This window comes from Caulobacter sp. GW456-12-1-14-TSB4 (assembly GCF_059424195.1).
In genome coordinates this window covers 50,631-71,654 of record NZ_JBWKZF010000011.1, presented here as the reverse complement: position 1 = coordinate 71,654, position 21,024 = coordinate 50,631, and the positions used below count along the sequence as shown (strand labels likewise).

At 68.0% G+C, this 21,024-nt stretch carries 12 protein-coding genes; 11 read left to right on the top strand and 1 reads right to left on the bottom strand.

What is annotated here, in order from left to right:
* Window positions 1-24: 24 nt before the first annotated feature.
* Genes AC07YH_RS12600 through AC07YH_RS12590 form a run of 3 tightly spaced genes read left to right on the top strand, consistent with a single transcriptional unit; the run spans window position 25 to window position 4,205 of the window.
* A complete protein-coding gene (locus AC07YH_RS12600; protein WP_494747327.1) occupies window positions 25-1,455 on the top strand; it encodes an efflux transporter outer membrane subunit in 1,431 nt (476 codons plus the stop codon).
* Between the two features lie 41 nt (window positions 1,456-1,496).
* Entirely contained in the window at window positions 1,497-2,621 is a 1,125-nt protein-coding gene (locus tag AC07YH_RS12595; protein ID WP_494747326.1) for an HlyD family secretion protein, read from the top strand.
* 27 nt (window positions 2,622-2,648) lie between these two features.
* Window positions 2,649-4,205, top strand: coding sequence for a DHA2 family efflux MFS transporter permease subunit (locus AC07YH_RS12590; protein ID WP_494747325.1), 1,557 nt, complete (start codon window positions 2,649-2,651; stop codon window positions 4,203-4,205).
* A gap of 79 nt (window positions 4,206-4,284) precedes the next feature.
* On the opposite strand, the gene katG is transcribed toward AC07YH_RS12590, so the two are convergent.
* Entirely contained in the window at window positions 4,285-6,450 is a 2,166-nt protein-coding gene (katG, locus tag AC07YH_RS12585) for a catalase/peroxidase HPI (RefSeq protein ID WP_494747324.1), read from the bottom strand.
* 265 nt (window positions 6,451-6,715) lie between these two features.
* Between katG and AC07YH_RS12580 the strand changes: the two genes are divergently transcribed.
* From AC07YH_RS12580 to AC07YH_RS12545, 8 genes are all read left to right on the top strand, one after another.
* Window positions 6,716-9,406 (top strand): TonB-dependent receptor, encoded by a 2,691-nt coding sequence (locus AC07YH_RS12580; protein ID WP_494747323.1) that lies wholly within the window; start codon window positions 6,716-6,718, stop codon window positions 9,404-9,406.
* Between the two features lie 182 nt (window positions 9,407-9,588).
* A complete protein-coding gene (locus tag AC07YH_RS12575; protein ID WP_494614918.1) occupies window positions 9,589-10,119 on the top strand; it encodes an RNA polymerase sigma factor in 531 nt (176 codons plus the stop codon).
* Window positions 10,120-10,122: 3 nt separating this feature from the next.
* Window positions 10,123-11,097, top strand: coding sequence for a FecR family protein (locus AC07YH_RS12570; RefSeq protein ID WP_494747322.1), 975 nt, complete (start codon window positions 10,123-10,125; stop codon window positions 11,095-11,097).
* Between the two features lie 101 nt (window positions 11,098-11,198).
* A complete protein-coding gene (locus AC07YH_RS12565) occupies window positions 11,199-13,064 on the top strand; it encodes a hypothetical protein (protein ID WP_494747321.1) in 1,866 nt (621 codons plus the stop codon).
* A gap of 46 nt (window positions 13,065-13,110) precedes the next feature.
* Window positions 13,111-15,930: a TonB-dependent receptor gene (locus AC07YH_RS12560; protein ID WP_494747320.1), complete on the top strand. Its 2,820-nt coding sequence runs from the start codon at window positions 13,111-13,113 to the stop codon at window positions 15,928-15,930.
* A 292-nt stretch (window positions 15,931-16,222) separates the two neighbouring features.
* Window positions 16,223-18,643, top strand: coding sequence for a TonB-dependent receptor (locus AC07YH_RS12555; protein ID WP_494747319.1), 2,421 nt, complete (start codon window positions 16,223-16,225; stop codon window positions 18,641-18,643).
* Between the two features lie 55 nt (window positions 18,644-18,698).
* Entirely contained in the window at window positions 18,699-19,859 is a 1,161-nt protein-coding gene (locus AC07YH_RS12550; protein ID WP_494747318.1) for an alginate lyase family protein, read from the top strand.
* Entirely contained in the window at window positions 19,852-20,967 is a 1,116-nt protein-coding gene (locus tag AC07YH_RS12545) for an aldose epimerase family protein (RefSeq protein ID WP_494747317.1), read from the top strand. Before AC07YH_RS12550 ends, AC07YH_RS12545 begins: the two co-directional genes overlap by 8 nt.
* Window positions 20,968-21,024 lie beyond the last annotated feature (57 nt).

Genomic DNA, 21,024 nt, shown 5'->3' with positions numbered 1-21,024 from the left:
TACGGTCACATCAAGGCTCTCCCCATGTCGACCCCCTCCCTCCGACACAGTGCTCCCTTCTTCGCCGCCGCCAGCGCCCTGGTGCTGGCCGCCTGCGCAAGCCTGCCCCCGGCGCAGCCCGCCCGCGTGGCCAAGGCCCCGCAGTCTTACGAAACCGCTCAGGCCCTGGCCGCCCCGACCGCCGAGTGGCCCGCCGACGCCTGGTGGACCGCTTATGGCGACACCCAGCTCAACGCCCTGGAAGACGAAGCCCTGAAAGGCTCGCCGACCCTGGCCGCCGCCGAGGCCCGCCTGCGCCGCGCCCAGTCGCTGGTCAGCCAGGCCAAGGCCGCCGATCTGCCCCGCGTCGGCCTTGGCGTCGATGTCGGCGAGAGCAAGCAGAGCTACAACGCCGGCATCCCGCCGGCCTTCGTGCCGCACGGCTACAACGACACCGGCCGCATCGCGCTGGACGCCAGCTGGGAACTGGACTTCTTCGGCAAGAACCGCGCGGCCATCGCCGCGGCGACCTCGGAAGCCAAGGCCGCCCAGGCCGACGCCGCCCAGGCCCGCCTGACCCTGTCGACCGCCATCGCCTCGACCTATGCCGAGCTGTCGCGGCTCTACGCCCAGCGCGACGTCGCCGCCGCCGCCGTCAGCCTGCGGGAGCAGACCAGCAATCTCGTCGCCAAGCGCGTCGCCAACGGCCTCGACACCAAGGCCGAGAGCGAGCAGGCGGCGGCCGGTCCTCCCGCTTCGAAGGCTGAACTCTCGGCCATCGACGAACAGATCGCCCTGACCCGCAACGCCCTGGCCGCCCTGGTCGGCGCCGGTCCCGATCGCGGCCTGGCCATCGCCCGCCCGGCCACGGCGACCATCAAGCCGTTCGGTCTGCCGGAGAACCTACCGGCCAACCTGATCGGCCGCCGCCCCGACGTGGTCGCCGCCAAGTGGCGGGCCGAGGCCGCGACCTCGCGCACCAAGCAGGCCAAGGCGATGTTCTATCCGGACGTCAACCTGACCGGCTTCATCGGCGTGCAGTCGTTGTATCTTGACAAGCTGTTCTCCAGCGGTTCGGACATCGGTCAGATCGGCCCGGCCTTGCGCCTGCCGATCTTCGAGGGCGGGCGCCTGCGCGCTGGCCTGCGCGGCGCCGAGGCCGACCGCGACGCCGCCGTCGCCAGCTATGACGGCGCCCTGACCCAGGCCCTGCGCGAAGTGGCCGACGTCGCCGCCAGCGAGAAGGCCCTGACCAGCCGCCTGTCCGACGCTCGTCTGGCCCTGACCGCCAACGAGAACGCCTATCGCATCGCCCGCCTGCGCTACGAGGGCCAGCTGTCGACCTATCAGTCGGTTCTGCTGGCCGAGCAGTCGGTGCTGACGCAGCGCCGGGTCGTCGCCGATCTGGAAAGCCGCGCCTTCGCCCTGGACATCGCCCTGATCCGCGCCCTCGGCGGCGGTTTCACCGGCGTCTGAACCCGAATTTTCACAGCCTTCGCTTCCTAGGACTTGCACCTATGTCCGATCAACAACCCGCCGCTTCGCAAGCCGCTTCCAACAACAAGCGTCGCCGCCAACTGACCCTGCTGGGCGGCGCCGTCGCCATCGGCGTGGTCGCCTACGGCGCCTACTGGCTCGCCTTTGAGAGCCACTATGTTGAGACCGACGACGCCTATGTCGGGGCCGAGACCGCCCAGGTCACCGCCCTGTCGCCCGGCCCGGTCGCCAAGATCTTCGTGGTCGAGACGCAGGCCGTGAAGGCCGGCGACCCGCTGGTCATCATCGACGACGCCGACGCCCGCATCGCCGTGGCCCAAGCCGAAGCCGCCCTCGGCCAGGCCGAGCGCAAGGTGAAGGGCTACTTCGCCAATGACACCGCCCTGGGCGGCCAGTTCGAGGCCCGCCAGGCCGACGTCGCCCGCGCCGACGCTCAGATCGCCGCCGCCAAATCGGACGTCGAGCGCGCCCGCGTCGACCTCTCGCGCCGCCAGGCCCTGGTGGGCGAGGGGGCCGTGTCGGGCGATGAACTGACCACCGCCCAGAACCGCCTGAGCAACGCCCAGGCCGGGCTGACCGCCGCCCAGGCCGTCCGCGCCCAGGCCCTGGCCAGCCGCGACGCCGCCATCGGCACGCGCGAGGTCAACACCGTGTTGATCTCCGGCGTCTCGGTCACCGAGAACCCGGAAGTGAAGGCCGCCCAGGCCAAGCTCGACGCCGCCCGCCTGGCCCTGGCCCGCACCGTGGTCCGCGCCCCGACCGACGGCGTCGTCGCCCGCAAGTCGGTGCAGGTCGGCCAGCAGGTCGCCATGGGCACGCCGATGATGGCCGTGGTCCCGACCGCCCAGGCCTATGTCGACGCCAACTTCAAGGAAGTGCAGCTGGACAAGGTGGTCCCCGGCCAGCCGGTGGTGCTGGTCTCCGACCTCTATGGCGGCCACGTGAAGTTCCACGGCAAGGTCCGCGGCCTGGCCGGCGGCACCGGCTCGGCCTTCTCGCTGATCCCGGCCCAGAACGCCTCGGGCAACTGGATCAAGGTCGTCCAGCGCGTGCCGGTCCGCATCACCCTGGACCCGGCCGAACTGGCCAAGCATCCGCTGCGCGTGGGGCTGTCCATGAAGGCCAAGATCGACGTCGCGAAGTAGGCTGAGTTCTCTGTAAGGAGCCGCCTCATGGCGTCCGAACAATCCCAGGCGGCCGGTCCGCCGCCGATGACCGGCATCCTGCTGGCCGTCACCTCCATCGCCCTGGCGCTGGGCACCTTCATGCAGGTGCTGGACAGCACCATCGCCAACGTCTCGATCCCCACGATCGCCGGTAACCTCGGCGTCAGCTCCAGCCAGGGCACGTGGGTGATCACCGCCTTCGCCGTGGCCAACGGCGTCTCGGTGCCGCTGACCGGCTGGCTGATGGGCCGCTACGGCGTCGTGAAGACCTTTGTGGCCTCGGTGATCCTGTTCACCGTCGCCTCGCTGCTGTGCGGCATCTCCTGGAGCCTGGAGTCTCTGATCCTGTTCCGGATCCTGCAGGGCGCGGTGTCCGGGCCGATGATCCCCGGCTCCCAAGCCCTGCTGATCATGATCTTCCCGCCCAACAAGCGCGGGACGGCCCTGGCCATCTGGTCGATGACCACCCTGGTGGCCCCGATCTGCGGGCCGATCCTGGGCGGCTACATCTCCGACAACTTCTCGTGGCCGTGGATCTTCCTGATCAACGTGCCCGTCGGCATCCTGTGCGCCGTCATCTGCTGGCGGAACATGGCCAGCCGCGAGACGCCGACCCGCAAGCTGCCGATCGACCGCACCGGCTTCATGCTGCTGCTGGTGTGGGTCGGCGCGCTGCAGGTGATGCTGGACACCGGCAAGGAGGCCGACTGGTTCTCCTCGCCCGCCATCGTCGTCGAGATGTGGATCGCCATCATCGGCTTCATCGCCTGGGTGATCTGGGAGCTGAACGAGAAGCACCCGATCGTTGACCTGTCGCTGTTCAAGTCCAGCAACTTCGCCATCGGCACCATCGCCTTCTGCCTGGGCTACGCGGTGTTCTTCGGCAACAACCTGCTGCTGCCGCTGTGGCTGCAGACCCGGATGGGCTACATCGCCACCTGGGCCGGCCTGGTGGCCGCGCCGAGCGGCGTGGTGGCGGTCATGCTGACGCCGTTCATGGCCAGGCTGATGACCAAGGTCGACGCCCGCTGGACGGCGACCCTGTCTCTGGGCGCCTTCGGTCTGTCGTTCTGGATGCGCTCGGGCTACACGCCCGACGCCAACTTCTGGGCGCTGGTCATGCCGATGCTGGTGCAGGGCGTGGCGATGAGCACCTTCTTCCTGTCGATGGTGACCATCTCGCTGAACGGCATTCCGCCGCAGCTGACGCCGCAAGCCTCGGGCCTGTCGAACTTCTCGCGGATCACCGCGGGCAGCTTCGCCGCCTCGCTGGCCACGACGATCTGGGACCGCGGCGAGTCCGTGCACCAGACCCGCCTGGCCGAGACCATGAGCTCGGGCAGTCCGGCCTGGATCGACGCGGTGAACAAGCTGCAGGCCACCGGCATGAGCCACCTGCAGGCGGTCGGGGCGGTCACCAACCAGGTGATCAACCAGGCCTACCTGCTGGCGGCGCTGGACTTCTTCCGCGTCTCGGCCTGGCTGTGCGTGATCCTGATCCCGCTGATCTGGCTGACCAAGAAGGCCCAGGCCAACGGCGCGGCCCACGCGGCGGCGGACTAGACGCCACCGCGCAAAGAATTGGGGCGCTAGCCAAGCCGGCTAGCGCCCCTTTTTCGTTTCAGGCCTGAACCCTAAGTCGTCAGTTCAGGTCGAGGCGGTCGGCGTTCATGACCTTGGTCCACGCCGCCACGAAGTCCTTCACGAACTTCTCCTTCGCGTCCGAGGCGGCATACACCTCGGCGAAGGCCCGCAGTTCGGCGTGGGAGCCGAAGATCAGATCGACGCGGCTGGCGGTCCAGCGGGCCTCGCTGCTCTTGCGGTCATGGCCGGCGAAGGCGTTGATCGCCGTCGGCGCCCAGGTGGTGCCCATGTCCAGCAGGTTGACGAAGAAGTCGTTGGTCAGCGCGCCGACGCGGTTGGTGAACACCCCGTCCTTGCTGCCGTTGTAGTTGGCGCCCAGCACGCGCAGGCCGCCGACCAGCACGGTCAGCTCCGGCGCGGTCAGGCCCAGCAGATGGGCCCGATCGACCAGCGCCTCTTCCGGAGCCATGAACTGGGTCCCGGCCGCGCGATAGTTGCGGAAGCCGTCCGAGATCGGCTCCAGCGGTTCGAACGACTCCGCGTCGGTCTGCTCGGCCGAGGCGTCCATGCGGCCCGGGGCGAACGGGACCTCGATCGGCGTGCCGGCGTCAGCGGCGGCCTTCTCGACGGCGGCGTTGCCCGCCAGCACGATCAGGTCGGCCAGGGAGACTTTCTTGCCGAACCCCTGCTGGATGCCCTCGAGCGTGGAGAGCACCTTGGCCAGGACCGGCGGGTTGTTGACCTCCCAGTCCTTCTGCGGCGCCAGGCGCACGCGGGCGCCGTTGGCCCCGCCGCGCTTGTCCGACTTGCGGTAGGTCGAGGCCGAGGCCCAGGCCGCGCCGACCAGCTCCGACACAGACAGGCCGGAGCTGAGGATCTTGTCCTTCAGGGCCTTGGCGTCGGCGGCGTCGATCAGGGGGTGATCGACGGCCGGGATCGGGTCCTGCCAGATCAGGGTTTCCTTCGGCACCAGCGGGCCGAGGTAGCGGCTGATCGGCCCCATGTCGCGGTGGGTCAGCTTGAACCAGGCGCGGGCGAAGGCGTCGGCGAACTGGTCCGGGTTCTCGTAGAACCGGCGCGAGATCTTCTCGTAGGCCGGGTCGAAGCGCAGGGCCAGGTCCGAGGTCAGCATCCGGGGGCGCTGGGTCTTGGAGCCATCAAAGGCGTTCGGGATATCGGCCGGCGCGTCCTTGGCTTCCCACTGGTTGGCGCCGCCGGGGCTCTTGGTCAGCTCCCACTCGAACTTGAAGAGGTTGTCGAAGAAGTGGTTGCTCCACTTCGTCGGCGTCTGGGTCCAGGTGACTTCCAGGCCCGACGTGATGGCGTCGGCGCCCACGCCCGAGGCGTGCTTGCTGCGCCAGCCCAGGCCGCCGTCCTCGATCTGGCCACCTTCCGGCTCGGGGCCCACGAACGAAGGATCGCCCGCGCCGTGGGTCTTGCCGAAGGTGTGGCCGCCGGCGATCAGGGCGACGGTCTCTTCGTCGTTCATCGCCATGCGGGCGAAGGTGTCACGGATGTCGCGGGCCGAGGCCAGCGGATCGGGCGTGCCGTTCGGACCTTCCGGATTGACGTAGATCAGGCCCATCTGCACCGCGCCCAGGGCTGGATGCAGCTGACGCTCGCCGCTGTAGCGCTCGTCGCCCAGCCACGAGCCTTCCGGACCCCAGTACAGCTCTTCGGGCTCCCACTGGTCGGCGCGGCCGCCGGCGAAGCCGAAGGTCTTGAAGCCCATCGACTCCAGCGCGACGTTGCCCACGAGGACGTAGAGGTCGGCCCAGGAGATCTTGCGGCCGTACTTCTGCTTGATCGGCCACAGCAGGCGGCGGGCCTTGTCGAGGTTGGCGTTGTCCGGCCAGCTGTTCAGCGGGGCGAAGCGCTGCTGCCCGCCGCCCGCGCCGCCGCGACCGTCCGAGGTGCGATAGGTGCCGGCGCTGTGCCAGGCCAGGCGGATGAAGAGGCCGCCATAGTGACCGAAGTCAGCCGGCCACCAGTCCTGGCTGTCGGTCTGCAGGGCGTGCAGGTCGGCGATCACCGCGTTCAGGTCGAGGGTCTTGAACTCCTCGGCGTAATTGAACGCCTCGCCCATCGGATTGGAGCGCGGCGAATGTTGGTTGAGACTTTCGAGGCGGAGATTTTCCGGCCACCAGTCGCGGTTGCCTCTGCCTCCGCGTCCTTTGCCCATCGGGCACTGACCTTGCACGCTGTCGTCGACCTTAGCGTCCATTGTGGTTTCCTCCGCGCTGCTCGCGCCTGTGGCTGTCGTTTCCCCCGACCGCGACCCTAGGAGCCGTCCTTTCTGTCCATTGGTAAAATTGATTGTTCCTATCGTTGCGATAGGCGAAATCTTGACCGTGACGTGTGCTGACGAAATAGAGAGGGGATCGGCCGCTTTTCCTTGAGGACGATCTCAGGGCGCGCGTCGTAAGGGAAAGGGCTGTCTTCATGGGCGGCCCGCACAGCGGCCGAAGAGCCGCGAAGGGGAGGTCGGTATGTTTCGGCGCGTCGTCCGCGCTCGTCGCTTGAGCTGCGTGGGGGTCCTCTTCGGGCTGACCCTGCTGGCCCCCGCGATGGCGATGGCTGGTAGCGCTCCCTCCAGCTTCAACCAGGACGCCTCCAGCCTCAGCCTGGCCTTGCAGCGGTTCGGTCAGGTCACGGGCGAGCAGCTGCTCTTCGCGCCGGAGTTGACCGCCGACCAGCGCGCCCCGGCCCTGCGTGGCCGCATGACCCCGGACCGAGCGCTGCGTGCGCTGTTGGCTGAGACCGACCTGGCCTTCCGCAAGACCCCTTCGGGCGTCATCGTCCTCTATCGCGCCAAGCCGGCGGAGCGGACCGAGCGCATCGCGCCCGCCGCCGTCGTTCGCCATGTCCAGGAGATCGAGCCCGTCGTCGGGCTGGAGGCGGTGGTCGTCACCTCGGGCAAGCGGGTCGAGACCCTGGGCCTGTCCGACGCCTCGGTGCAGGCGCTGTCCAGCCAGATGATGGACCGGGCCGGCGTGCGCGACTTCGACGACCTCGTCAGGCTGGTCCCGACCCTGACCATCTCCAAGACCACCCAGCCCGGCAACAACAGCATCAATGTCCGGGGCGTAGGCACCTATTCCTATTCGATCGGCACCGAGCCCAGCGTGGTGGTGGTGATCGACGACGTGCCGCAGGCCTTCCAGGCCATGGCCTTCACGGCCCTGGCCGACGTGCGGCAGGTGGAGATCCTGCGCGGGCCGCAGAGCACCCTGTTCGGCAAGTCGGCCTCGGCCGGGGTCATCTACATCACCACCAACCCGGCCAGCGACGTCTTCGCCGCGCGGGCAGAGACCCTGCTGACCGACGACCACGAGCGGCGCGTGCAGGCCAGCGTCACGGGACCGGTGAACGAGGACCTGAACTTCCGCGTCTCGGCCGCCTACAGCCGTTATCGCGGCAACGTCTTCAACCTGGCGAGCCGGCAGTGGCTGAACGGCCAGTCGGACCTCAACCTGCGGGGCAAGCTGGTCTGGACGCCGGGCGACAACTGGACGGTCGCGGTCAGCCCCTACTACACCCGCTCGCTGTCCTCGTGCTGCGTCGGGGCCGACACCTACATCTCGCCGCAAGCCACCTTGAGCCGGGCCGAGCTGTCGCGCGAGGCGGTGTTGCGCGGCATCGCGCCAGGTCCCGACAACCACTTCGCCCGCTACGACATCAACGCGCGGGGGAATGGGACCGACAAGGGCGTCAATCTCCGGGTGGCCGGCGCGGTCGGTTCGTGGCGGCTGACCTCGATCTCGTCGCTCGATCGCTACTATCTTTACGACCGCCAGGACACCGACGCGACCGATCTCGACTATAGCCTGTTCGCGCCCCAGGCCCCGCACGGCGGCTCGTCCAACGGCGGCTATTTCCGCATCCGGACCGCCAGCCAGGAGGTGCGGCTGAACAGCCCGACGGGCGGGCGCTGGGACTATGTCGCCGGCGTCTATGTCGGGCGCACCCGGTCGGAGCGCGCCTTCGTGCGCGGCTCCAACACCCTGGGCGACTACAACGGCCTCCCGGCCCTGCCGACCACCAACAGCACGGCCTATTCCAGCTATGTGGCGCGGACCTTCAGCGAGACGATGGCGGTGTTCGGGCAGGGGGCCTATGCGTTGAGCAGCCGCGTCTCGATCCTGTCGGGCGCGCGCATCAGCCACGAGAAGATCGGCTACCGCTTCGACGACCTGGGCAACGGCGTCACCTACGGCGTCCCGGCCTGTTCGCGCTCCAGCCCGACCTTGCCGATCGACACCTGCCACAGTGACACCGCACTCAGCGGCCGCATCGGCCTCCAGGGCAAGCTCACGCCGAACGTCACGGCCTATGCCAGCTATTCGACCGGCTACAAAGGGCGCGCCTACGACCTGACCAGCAGCCTGACGACGCGCACGCGCCTGACGTCGGGACCCTATGCCGGCCGGCCGGTGGCCGACGCCATCGCCGCCCAGCAACCGGTCGCCTCCGAGACGGTCGGCAGCTACGAGGCCGGCCTGCGGGCCGTCTCGCCTGACCGCAATCTCAGCCTGAACCTGACCGCCTATCAGGAGCGGTTCTCCGGCTTCCAGGCCCAGAGCCGCGACGACGCCACGGGGCTCAATGTCCTCAACAGCATCGGCAGCATGAAGGCCGAGGGGATCGAGAGCGAGTTCAGCGCCCGGCTCGGCGAGCGCCTGACCCTGGGCGGGGCGGCCGCCTACAGCCGCGCGATCATGACCGACTTCGACAGCGCCGCCTGCTATTTCGGCCAGACCGCCGCGCAGGGCTGCGTGGGGGGCAAGCAGGACCTCAGCGGCAAGACCCTGTTCAACGCCCCGCGCTGGTCGCTGACCCTGAACACCCTCTACCGCAAGCCGCTGGCCGGCGCGCAGGTGCTGGAGCTGAACGCCGGCTACCGCTGGCGCTCGCGCGTGGTCTACAGCCTGTTGCAGGACCCGGCCTCGGTCGAACCGGCCTATGGCGTGCTGGACGCTTCGGCCAGCCTGAGCGGCGAGGGCTGGCGGATGACCGGCTTCGTCAGCAACCTGCTGGACACGCGGTTCGCGGTGACGCGGGGGCGGGACGTGCAGTGGAACCTCCTCGGCGCCGACGGCCAGCCGGCCATGGCCACGCACTGGAAGCCCGCGCGCGACAGCGGCCGGCATGTTGGCCTGCGCCTGGCCGTGGACTACTGAATATGAGCACGCGCGCCTTGAGGACTTTCGAGGGTAGCGCGTCGGAACCCAGTGAGCACGGCAACGATCCGCGCGCAGAGCCTGTCCGTTTCTGATGCTTCCATCAGAAACGGATAAACAGGCTCTGTCTCAGACATTGAGAGCGTGGCAAGCCACGCTCTAGGGGAGGACTTGTCGTAGGGATGGCCGCGCAGCCCAAACTCGATCCGCGCGAAGAGGCCTTCCTTCGGCGCCTGTCGGAGGCCTATCGCGGGCCGCTGACCGCCTATTTCGAGCGGCGCGTGCGCTCGCGCGACGAGGCCGAGGACCTGGTGCAGGAAGTGTTCCTGCGCCTGGTGCGACGCCCCGACGGCGCGGACATCGACAATCCCGAGGCGTTCGTCTTCCGCACGGCGGTCAACCTGCTGCGTGACCGGTCGCGACGTCAGAAGACGTTCCGCAGCCACCTCGACGAGACCGAACTTCGCCAGGACCGTTTTGAGGGTATTTCGCCCGAGCGCGTCTTAGGAGACAGGCAGGCCTTGCAGGCGGCGATGCTGCGATTGTCCGAACTGGACGAGCGCACGCGGGACGCCTTCATCCTGCACCGGCTGGAAGGCTGGAAACATGCCGAGATCGCCAAGGCGTTCGGCGTTTCCGTCAGTTCGGTCGAGAAGTACATCATCAAGGCCCTGGCGCACCTGATGCGCGGGGCCGATCCGTTCCAGAGTTAGCCCGTGTCCAACCCGCTGCGACAGACCCTGATCGACGAGACCGCCGCGGCCTGGGCCGCGCGTCGGCTGGGCGATGGCGCGTCCGACGAGGCCGGCTTCGCGCGCTGGCTGGCGGAGGATCCGGTCCACGAGGAAGCCTATGCCCGCGCGGAAGGCGTCTGGCGTCTGATGGGCGAAGGGGCGGGGAGCGATGGCCTGCTGGCCATGCGTCGCGAGGCCTTGCAACGCGCCCGCGCCCGGCGTTCGGGCTGGGACCGCCGGGCGGTCGCCGCCGGGGTCGTGGCCGCCATCGCCGCGCCGGTCGGCGGGCTCTGGTGGATGCGCCATCGGGCGCAGCAGGGGGCCTTGTTCCAGACCGCGCTGGGCGAGCAGCGCACTCTGACCCTGTCCGACGGCAGCCGGGTGACGATGGACGCGCTGAGCGTCATGCGGGTCCGCTATACCGCCTCGGTGCGGTCGATCGATCTGGTCGCCGGCCGCGCCTATTTCGAGGTCGCCCACGACACGGCCCGGCCACTGCGGGTCCACGCTGGCCCACGCACGGTGACGGCCGTCGGCACCGCCTTCTCGGTCCGCCGCGAGCCGCGCGAGACCATGGTGGTCCTGGCCGAGGGCAAGGTCGCCGTCAGCGATCACGAGAGCCCGGTGACCTTGGCGGTGATGACTCCCGGCCAGTCGATGCTGCTGGTCGACGGCATGCGCGCGAGCGGCCCGACCAGCGCCGACCTGGATCGCGAACTGGCCTGGCGTCGCGGCCAGATGGTGTTCGACAATGTCGCCCTGGCCGACGCGGCGGCCGAGATGAACCGCTACTCGACCCTGCAGGTGGTGATCGCCGACCCCAGCCTGCGGGCCTTGCGGATCAGCGGCACGTTCAACGCCGGCGAAAGCCGCGCCTTCGTCGAGGCGATCCAGTCCTACTTCCCCGTGCGGGCCAAGAGCACCGCCACGACGGTCGAGCTGCACGCGGCTCAATAAAAAACTCGAAAACTTCCGAATTCGATTGAGGAGGTCGCCGACCAGCGCGTCGGAACGGTCAAGAGCAAGGTCGAAACGACCACTCGGGGAGGACCGTCGACTTGTACCTGACACCGGTTACCAGCGTCGCGCGCAGCGTTTCGATCGCGACCTTGATCCTGCTGGGCTCGGGCCTTGCCGCCCAGGCGGCGGAGGCTCCCAAGGCCATTCCGGCATACGACGTCACGGTCCGCGATCGCATCCAGCCCCAGACCGAGCAGCTGCTGATCAAGCTGGTCAAGGACGGCCGCAAGCTGGAGCTGGACGGCACGCCGGTGTTCAACGGCAGCGACAAGTTCCTGCCGGGCAAGATCGCCATCGGCCTCGTCGATTTCCTGGTCACCCTGCCGGACAACGATCCGCGCCTGCCGGTCTACCTCGCCGACTTCCGCAAGATCGCCAAGCTGACGGCCGATGACGCCAACGACAGCTGGGGCGCCTACTACTACCTGTCGGCGCTGAACAAGCTGCGCGAGGCCGGCCGTCTGAAGGACGCCGTCGATCCGCTGACCCTGGCCAAGCTGCGCGTGCGGCTGGACTGGCGGATGTTCGTCGATGTCGACACCTATGCGCTGATCGACCACCCCAACAACTACTACTGCGTGGCCTTCGCCATCGCCCGTCTGCGCACCCGCATGGGCTGGGACGACGGCGCGCCGGCCGAGAAGCTGTACGCCAAGATCGCCGAGCACTACGAGCTCTACTCGGGCCAGTACGGCTTCGCCGACGAGACCGACGGGGAAGGGCGCTTCGACCGCTATTCCGTCCTGCTGGCCGGCGAGATCGCCCAGCGCTTCATCGAGACCGGGGGCAAGCCGCCGCAGCAGGTTCTCACGTGGCTGCGCAAGTCCGCCGACGTGATGCTGATGCGCCTGGACGCCGAGGGGCGGGGCTTCGAATACGGCCGCAGCATCGGCCCCTACGGCGAGACGGCGATCATCGAGACCCTGACCGCCGCGGCGGTGCTGGACTTGCTGACCCCGCAGGAGAAGGACCTCGCCTACGCCTATGCCGCCCGCGCGGCCCAGCGCTACGCCGAGTTCTGGCAGGACCCCAAGACCGGTTCGGTGAACCTGTGGGACGGCGGCCGCCGCACCGATGACTATCGCGGCAAGTTCCGCATCCTGGGCGAGAACCTCTCCCTGGCCCACCAATATGCCTACACCAGCGCCCACTGGGCCCGCATGGGCTATGGCGGCAAGGCCCCGGCGGCCGACTGGGCCAAGGGCCTGTCGACCCTGCCGCGCCGGCAGGTGACCTGGTTCCAGCGCGGCGACTACGACCGCCTGCTGGTCTCGGTCCGCGATGGCGACCGGCTGATCAGCCTGCCCGTGATCAACGGCGGCGAGAGCCAGCACATGCACAATCCGTATTTCCCGATCCCGTTCTCGCCGGGGATGCTGGCGGGCTCGCCGGACGGCGTCGCGCCGTTCCTCACCCCGCGCCTGATCCTGGACGACGGCTCGGCCCTGATGCCGCTGGCCTATTTCAAGGACGCCAAGGTCGAGGCCAAGGGGCCTAAGACCACCGTCTCCTGGCGCCAGGACGAACTGGACAAGATGGGCCAGAACGCTCCGGTCGCCGACAAGCGCGTCTCGGTCAAGACGACCTACGTCCTCGAGCCCGGCCACATCACCCGCACCGACGTCTTCACCCCGGCCGCCGGCGTGAAGGTCAAGGACATCGAACTGCAGTTCGGCTCGTTCTCGGGCGGGGCCAAGCAGGCCGGGACCACCACCACCTTCACCGATGGGGCGGCCCGCCGCTTCGCCGTCGAAGGCCTGAAGTCCTGCGAGTCCGGCCCGACGGGCCAGGACAAGGAATACCGATCCGCGACGGGCGCCATGACGACCAAGGTCGTCTGCCATGGCGCGCCGGCGGACGGGGCGACGCCCATCAAGATCACCTGGCGTCTGGACTACCGCTGAGGGGAAGGTCCTCGGCGAAAACAACCAAAAAAGGAAGGGGAAACCTATGAAATCAACGTTCTACCGTAGCCTGCTGCTCAGCGCGGCGATCATCCTGCCGGCCCAGGCCCTGGCTCAGACCGCGCCAGCCCCGCAGGCCGACAGCGCGGCCGTCGACGAGATCGTCGTCACCTCGTCGCGCGCCACCCAGCGCAGCTCGATCGAGACCAAGCGCACCGCCAGTGTCATCGTCGACGGCATCGTCAACGACGAGATCGGCGCCCTGCCGGACAACTCGGTGGGCGACACGCTGGAGCGCATCACCGGCGTCACCGCCGACCGCTTCAAGGGCAACGCCAACGAACTGTCGGTGCGCGGCCTCGGCCCGGCCCTCAGCTTCTCCACCTTCAACGGCCGCGAGGTCTCGACCGCCGGTCCCGACCGCTCGGTGGCCTTCCAGCAGTTCCCGTCGGAGCTGGTCAACGGCGTGCTGGTCTACAAGTCGCAGCAGGCCGACTTCCTGGACGGCGGCATCGCCGGCGTGATCGAGCTGAAGTCGATCCGCCCGATCGACTACGGCAAGCGTCGCATCCAGATGGAAGTGCGCGGCGCCTACCTGCCCAAGGACGACGACATCCGTGGCCACAACGGCCTCGGCTATCGCGGCAACATCTCCTACACCGACAGCTTCGACACCAAGTTCGGCGAGATGGGCGTCAGCCTGGGCTATCAGCGCCTGGATCAGGCCACGCCCGAGGACTACTACATCACCAACTCGGCCTTCGTGCCGTGCACCACCTACGCCACGGCCCCCGCGACCTCGACGGCCAACTGCTCGAACGCCACGACCGCGCCAACCGGTGCGACGCTGGGTCCGCGCTACTTCGCCACTAGCTCGCGCACCTTCCAGTCCAAGGTCACGGACGAGAAGCGCGAAGCGTTGATGGGCACGTTCCAGTGGAAGCCGACCGCCAACCTCGACATCAGCATCGACGGCCAATACTCGACGCGGAAGAGCGGTGAGTACCGCAACCAGCTGGCCATCACGCAGGGCCTGGCCGGCATCCAGCCGCTGGTCGTCGGCGGCGTGTCCAATGACGCCAGCCCCGGCGCGCTGTTGAAGTACAACGGCAGCTCGACCCTGGAAGTGCAGCTTGAGAATCGCCAGCGCAACGAAAAGTACATCGGCGGCGGCGGCGCGGTGACCTGGACGCCGACGGATCGCCTGACGATCAGCGGCGACCTGTCCTATTCGCAGTCGCACCGCACTGAACTGCAGAAGGCCACCAACATGCGCTCCAAGTCGCGCGTGGCCTATACGCTGGACGGTACGACGGACGAGGTGCCCTCGGTCACCTTCACCAACTTCGACATCACCGATCCGTCGAACTTCCTGTTCGGCACGCCGACCAGCAACAGCAACTACGCGCGGTATCGCCTGGTCACCGACCGCTTCGACAAGATCGGCGCCGTGCGAGCCGACGTGACCTACGACCTGGGTGACGGCTTCTTCCAGAGCATCAAGGTCGGCGGCCGCCTGTCGGACCACCGCCGCACCCAGGACGCCAACAACAACAACGACCTGGCCATTCCCGTCACCTATGACGGCCGCACCCCGACCCAGTTGGTCGCCGACGCCAACGCCAACTGCCGCGTGCCGTTCTCGACGTCCAACTTCATGGACGGCAAGACCAACGTCCAGAAGTGGGCGCTGTTCGACAATGACTGCCTGTTCAAGACCTATACCGGCAAGGACAGCTTCGTACTGCCGTCCAACTCGCCGGACCCGGCGGATTCCAACATCCGCGAGCGGATCAGCACCGCCTACGTGATGACCAACTTCCGCACCCAGCTGGGCGATACGCCCGTCTCGGGTAACGCCGGCGTCCGCTACGTCCGCACTCGCGTGCTGTCGAAGGGCTTCCGCGGCGAGGTCACCGTGACCCCGTCGGTCGGCGGCGCCGCCGCGACCGTGGTCCGCACGCCCGGCACCCCGCTGCAGGAGATCGAAGGCACGGGCGGCTACGAGTACTTCCTGCCCAGCGTCAACGTCGCCTTCGACCTGACCGACGTCGTGAAGCTGCGTCTGGCTGGCTACAAGGCCCTGTCGCGTTCGGGCATCGAGGACTTCAACGTCGGCATCAACCCGCTGGCCGACACTACCGCCACCACGGTGCAGGGCGTGCTGGCCAACAGCACCACGGGCAACCCGGACCTCAAGCCGATCCGCGGCTGGAATCTGGACGCCTCGCTGGAGTTCTACGTCAATCGCGACACCTCGTTCGCGATCGCCACCTACTACAAGATGCTGAAGGGCGCGGCGTTCGACGCCCAGGAGCCGCGCGAGACCAGCATCATGGCTAACGGCCAGCTGGTGACCTTCAACGCCGTCGCGCCGGCCAACGACCCGGAAACCCGCGACCTCTACGGTATCGAGTTCTCGGGCAATCACGCCTTCACCTACCTGCCGGGCATCCTCAGCGGGTTCGGCGTGCAGGGCAGCTTCGCGGTCACCGAGGCCAATTTCGAGATCCCCGATCCGTCGACCGTCGCCCCGTACATGGGAACGGCCGGTCTGAACGGCCTGTCGAAATACACCGGCAACGGCTCGGTCTACTGGGAGAACGAAAAGCTCTCGCTGCGCGCCTCGTACCGCTACCGTTCGAGCTACTTCAAGCCCAACAGCAGCACCAACCGCAGCGCCAAGGGCTCGGGCTATCTGAACCTGTCGGCGTCGTATGACGTGACCAAGCAGGTGCAGCTGAAGCTCCAGGCGCTGAACGTCACCAACACGCGGGACGTCATGTACAAGGCCGGCGAGGACTCCATCACCGAGGTCTCGGACAACGGCGCGCAAATCTACGCCGGCGTCCGCCTGCGCTTCTGATCCTACTCGGTCCGGCGGGTCCTTCATCCTATCCCCGCCGGATCGACACCTGTCCCGCCGCCTCATCGCGGTCCGTCGGTTCCAGGACTCCCCATCGCCTCCCAAGCGCGGATTTCCTGACCGACAGATGATCCCCCGGCTAAGCCGCCGCGGGGACGCGGGACCCCTTTATCCGTCGCGTACCGTGGGTTCGACCCTTGGGGTTCGCACCGCGGGAAACGCGGCAGGGCAGCGACCGCGCAACCCTTCCAGCGCGGTCGCCGATCATAAAAACGGAAGGGGGGAGAAAACCATGTCCTGCAAGTCGATCTTGCTGGCGACGGCCGCCTTGAGCTGCCTGGCTAGCGCCGCCTATGCCCAAGACGCCACTCCGACCTCGACGGTCGAGGAGATCATCGTCACCGGCACCAAACAGGCCCAGAACATCCAGAACGTCCCGTCCTCGGTGCTGGTGGTCACGGCCGCCAATCTGGAGCGCGGCAATGTTCGCGACTTCGACGACCTGCCGCGCGCCGCGCCGTCGCTGACCATCTCCAAGACTACCCAGCCGGCCAACAACAGCATCAACATCCGCGGCATCGGCACCTACGCCTTCTCGATCGCCACCCAGCCCAGCGTGGCGGTGGTCATCGATGACGTGCCCCAAGCCTTCCAGGCCGCCGCCTTCGCCGCCCTCGTCGACGTCCAGCAGGTGGAAGTGCTGCGCGGTCCGCAGAGCACCCTGTTCGGCAAGGCCGCCTCGGCCGGCGTCGTCAACATCACCACCGAAGCGCCCAGCAAGACCTTCACCGCCAAGGCCGACGCCCTGGTCACCGACGACCATGAGCGCCGCCTGCAGGCCAGCGTCTCGGGCCCGGTCAGCGACACCGTCGCGGTGCGTGTCGCCGCCAACTACAGCCACTATCGCGGCAACATCCTGAACCTGACGACCGGCAACTGGCAGAACGGCACCACCGACTACACGGTGCGCAGCAAGATCGCCTGGACCCCGACCGATCGCTTCACCGCGACCCTGTCGCCGTACTACACCAAGACCGAGGGCACCTGTTGCGCGCCCGCCCAGTACTTCCTCAGCCCCGGCGTCACCTTCAGCCGCGCCAACCTGCCGGCCTCGACCATCCTGGCCGGCATCACGCCAGGGCCAAACAATCGCCTGACGCGCCTGGATCTCGACACGCAAGGCTTCGCCGAGGACTACGGCACTGGTCTGCGCCTCGTTTACGACCTGCCGAACGGCGGCTCGCTGATGTCGATCTCGTCCTACGACAAGTACCGCCTGGAGGACTTCAAGGACTCCGACTCCAGCGATTTCGACTTCAGCACCCTGACGGTCGGCGGTGTGAACTTCGCGGCCGCGCCGAAGGGCGGGGTGGGCGACGGCGGCTCGTTCGACGTCAAGACCATCACCCAGGAACTGCGCCTGACCTCTTCGAACAGCAGCGCGTTCCGCTACGTGGCCGGCCTGTTCTACAGCAAGACCGACAGCACCCGGGACTATGTCCGAGGCTCCAACACTCACGGCAGCTTCAACGGCGTGATCTTCAACGGCCAGCAGCAGCTGCCGACGACCAACTCGCTGGTCTATTCCAGCTACCTGACCAACTCGACGTCCAAGACCTACGCCGCCTTCGCGCAGGGCTCATACGACATCACCCCGAAGCTCACCGTGATCGGTGGGCTGCGCTATCACCATGAGAAGCTCAGCTACGACTTCCTGGATCGCGACACGGGCGTCACCTATGGCAAGCCCGGCTGCTCGACCAACACGCCGACCCCGTCGCTGAAGATCTCGACCTGCGACAGCGACAGCGTCGTCACCGGCAAGGCCGCCGTGCAGTACCGGTTCACGCCGGGCTTCATGGTCTTCGCCAACGCCGCCAAGGGTTACAAGGGCCTGGCCTACGACCTGACCAGCATCCTGACCACGCGCACCCCGACCACGGCGGCCGGCTCGTGCTTCGGCCTGCCGGTCGCCGACTGCGTGGCCTCGCGCCAGCCGGTGCCGCCCGAGACCAGCAAGTCGTACGAAGGGGGCTTCAAGAGCTCGTTCTTCGACCGTCGCCTGACCTGGAACATGACGGCTTTCTTCGAGGATTATCGTCACTTCCAGGCCCAGAGCCGCGACCTGGATCTTGGCCAGAACATCCTCCAGAGCCTGGGTAAGGTGACGTCCAAGGGCGTCGAGACCGAGGTGGCGATCTATGCCGGCGGCCTGACCCTGAACGCCAACGGCGCCTACAACATCGCCCGCATGGACACGTTCCTGAACGCGCCCTGCTACGCGGCCCAGACCGCCGGTGAGGGCTGCGTAGGCGGCCGTCAGAACCTGTCGGGCAAGACCCTGCCCAACGCCCCGAAATGGACCGGCACGGTGACGGGTCAGTACGACTGGCGTCTGAACAGCGAGTACGGCGCCTTCGTCCAGGCGTCCTACCGCTGGCAGTCGGACGTGACCTTCAGCCTGGTCCAGGACCCGGACGCGGTGCAGGAGGCCTACGGCATCTTCAACCTCGGCGCCGGCGTCCAGAAGGACAACTGGAAGCTCAGCGTCTTCGCCAACAACCTGTTCGACAAGAACTATGCCCTGACCAAGGGGCGCGACAACGCCTGGAACTTCAGCCGCACGGCGACCCCGGCCACCCTGGCGGTGAACTGGAAGCCGGGCCGCGACAGCGAGCGCTATTTCGGCGTCCGCGCCCAGGTGAAGTACTAGTCAAATCCGCGAGGGCGGCGTTCGCGTCGCCCTCGCTTTCGTTCGGAGCGTACTTATGAACCGACGCCACTTCTTCCTCGGGACGGCCCTGGCGCTGACGGCGTTCGGGACGGCCGCCGCGGCCCCGCTCGACATCGCCGCCATCGACCGCGCGCGAATCCTCAAGGCGGCCGACCGCTATCTGGCCGAGCAGCCGGTGACGATCACCGCCTTCGCCGCGCCGCGCAGCCCCGGCAGCCGCCAGGATTACTATTCCGAGGCCGACTACTGGTGGCCCGATCCGGCCAATCCGCAGGGGCCGTACATCCGCAAGGACGGCTACTCCAACCCCGACAAGTTCACCGCCCATCGCGACGCGGTGATCCGCCTGGGCGTCCAGCTGCCGGCCCTGGCGGCGGCCTACAAGGTGACCAAGGACGCCCGCTACGCCGAGCATGCCGAAAAGCACCTGCAGGCCTGGTTCGTCGCGCCCGACACCCGCATGAACCCCAACCTGGAGCACGCCCAGGCGATCATCGGCGTGAACACGGGCAGGGGCATCGGCGTCATCGACACCCTGCATCTCGTCGAGGTCGCCCGCGCCGTCGGCGTGCTCAAGGCCGCGCGGCCCAAGGTCGGCGTCTACGCCCCGACCGTGGCCTGGTTCGACGCCTACCTGACCTGGCTGAACACCTCGGCCAATGGCGTCGACGAACGCGACCAGAAGAACAACCACGGCACCTGCTGGGCGCTGCAAGCCGCCGCGTTCGCCAAGCTGACCGGTCGCAAGGCCGAGCTGAACGTGGCGCGCGGCCGGATCAAGACTCTAGTCCCTGGCCAGATCGCCGCCGACGGCTCCCAGCCGCTGGAGCTGGTCCGCACCAAGCCCTACGGCTACTGCCTGTTCAACCTGGATGTCCTGTCCGCCTGCGCCCACGTGATGTCGACGCCGGGCGACAATCTCTGGACCTACAGGGGCGCGACCGGTGGCTCGATCGCCGATGCGCTGGCCTACATGGCCCCGTTCATCGCCGACAAGAAGACCTGGCCGAAGCCCCCCGACGTCGAGGCCTGGGACGGCTGGCCCGTCCGTCAGCCCAGCCTGCTGTTCGGCGGTCTGGCCTTGAAACGGCCGGACTATCTGGATCTCTGGCGCAAGCTTGACCCGGACCCGACGCAGGCCGAGATCATCCGCAACTACCCCCTCCGCCAACCGGTGCTCTGGATCGATGCGTAGACTGTTCCTGGCGGGCCTGGCCGCCTTGCTCGCCTCCTCGGCCCAGGCCGCCGACGTTAAGCGCGAGCCGTTCGGCGCGACCAAGGCCGGCGTGCCGGTGGAGAAGACGATCCTGCGCAACGATCTGGGCATGACCGTCGCGGCCATCGACTACGGCGCGACCCTGACCCTGATCAGCGCCCCCGACCGGGCCGGCAAGTTCGAGAACGTGATCCTCAGCCTGCCCAGCGTGTCCGCCTACGAGGCGAGCGCGCGGCGCTGGGCTTCGGCGATCGGCCGCTATGCCGGGCGGATCACGGACGCCAGGATTACCGTCGACGGCAAGCCCTACGCCCTGCCGGCCGGCAACAACAACATGACCCTGCACGGCGGCCCGAACGGTTACGACAAGCGGGTCTGGACCAGCCACGCGGTCAGCGACGCCCAGTCGGTGGGCGTGGCCTTCGAACTGCACAGCCCCGACGGCGACCAGGGCTTTCCCGGCGCGCTGGACATCACCGTGACCTACCGGCTGATGCGCAAGGCCAACGAATTGCACATCGACTACGCCGCCAGGACCTCGGCCCCGACGGTGCTGAACCTGACCAACCACGGCTTCCTCAATCTGGCCGGCGCGGAGAGCGGCGACGTCCGAGACCAGACCATTTGGCTCGACGCCGACCGCTTTGCAGAGGTCGACGCCCGCAAGGCCCCGTCGGGCAAGCTGCCGTCGGTAGCGGGGACGGTGCTGGACTTCCGCAAGCCCCGACGCGAGGGCGAGGCGATGAAGCTGGACGATCCGCTGCTGTCGCCCTCCCAGGGCTTCGACCACAGCCTCGTGTTCCGCGCCGCCAAGCCCGGCCTGCGCAGGGTCGCCTGGATGGAGGACCCCGCCAGCGGTCGCCGCGTCACCCTGCTGACCGACCAGCCCTCGGTGCAGATCAACAGCGGCAACGGTTTCGACGGGACCGAGAAGGGGCCGGGCGGCGCGACCTATCCGAAATATGCCGGCTTCGCCTTCGAGATGCAGCACCTGCCCGACAGCCCCAACCAGGCGGCCTTCCCGTCGACCGTGCTGCGACCCGGGGCCCCGTTCCACGCCACGACCATCCTGCGGTTTTCGCGCTAGGCGGGAGCGACCTTGGCCGTTCGGCGTTTCACCTCCGTGACCGAGTGCGGGGAGCGT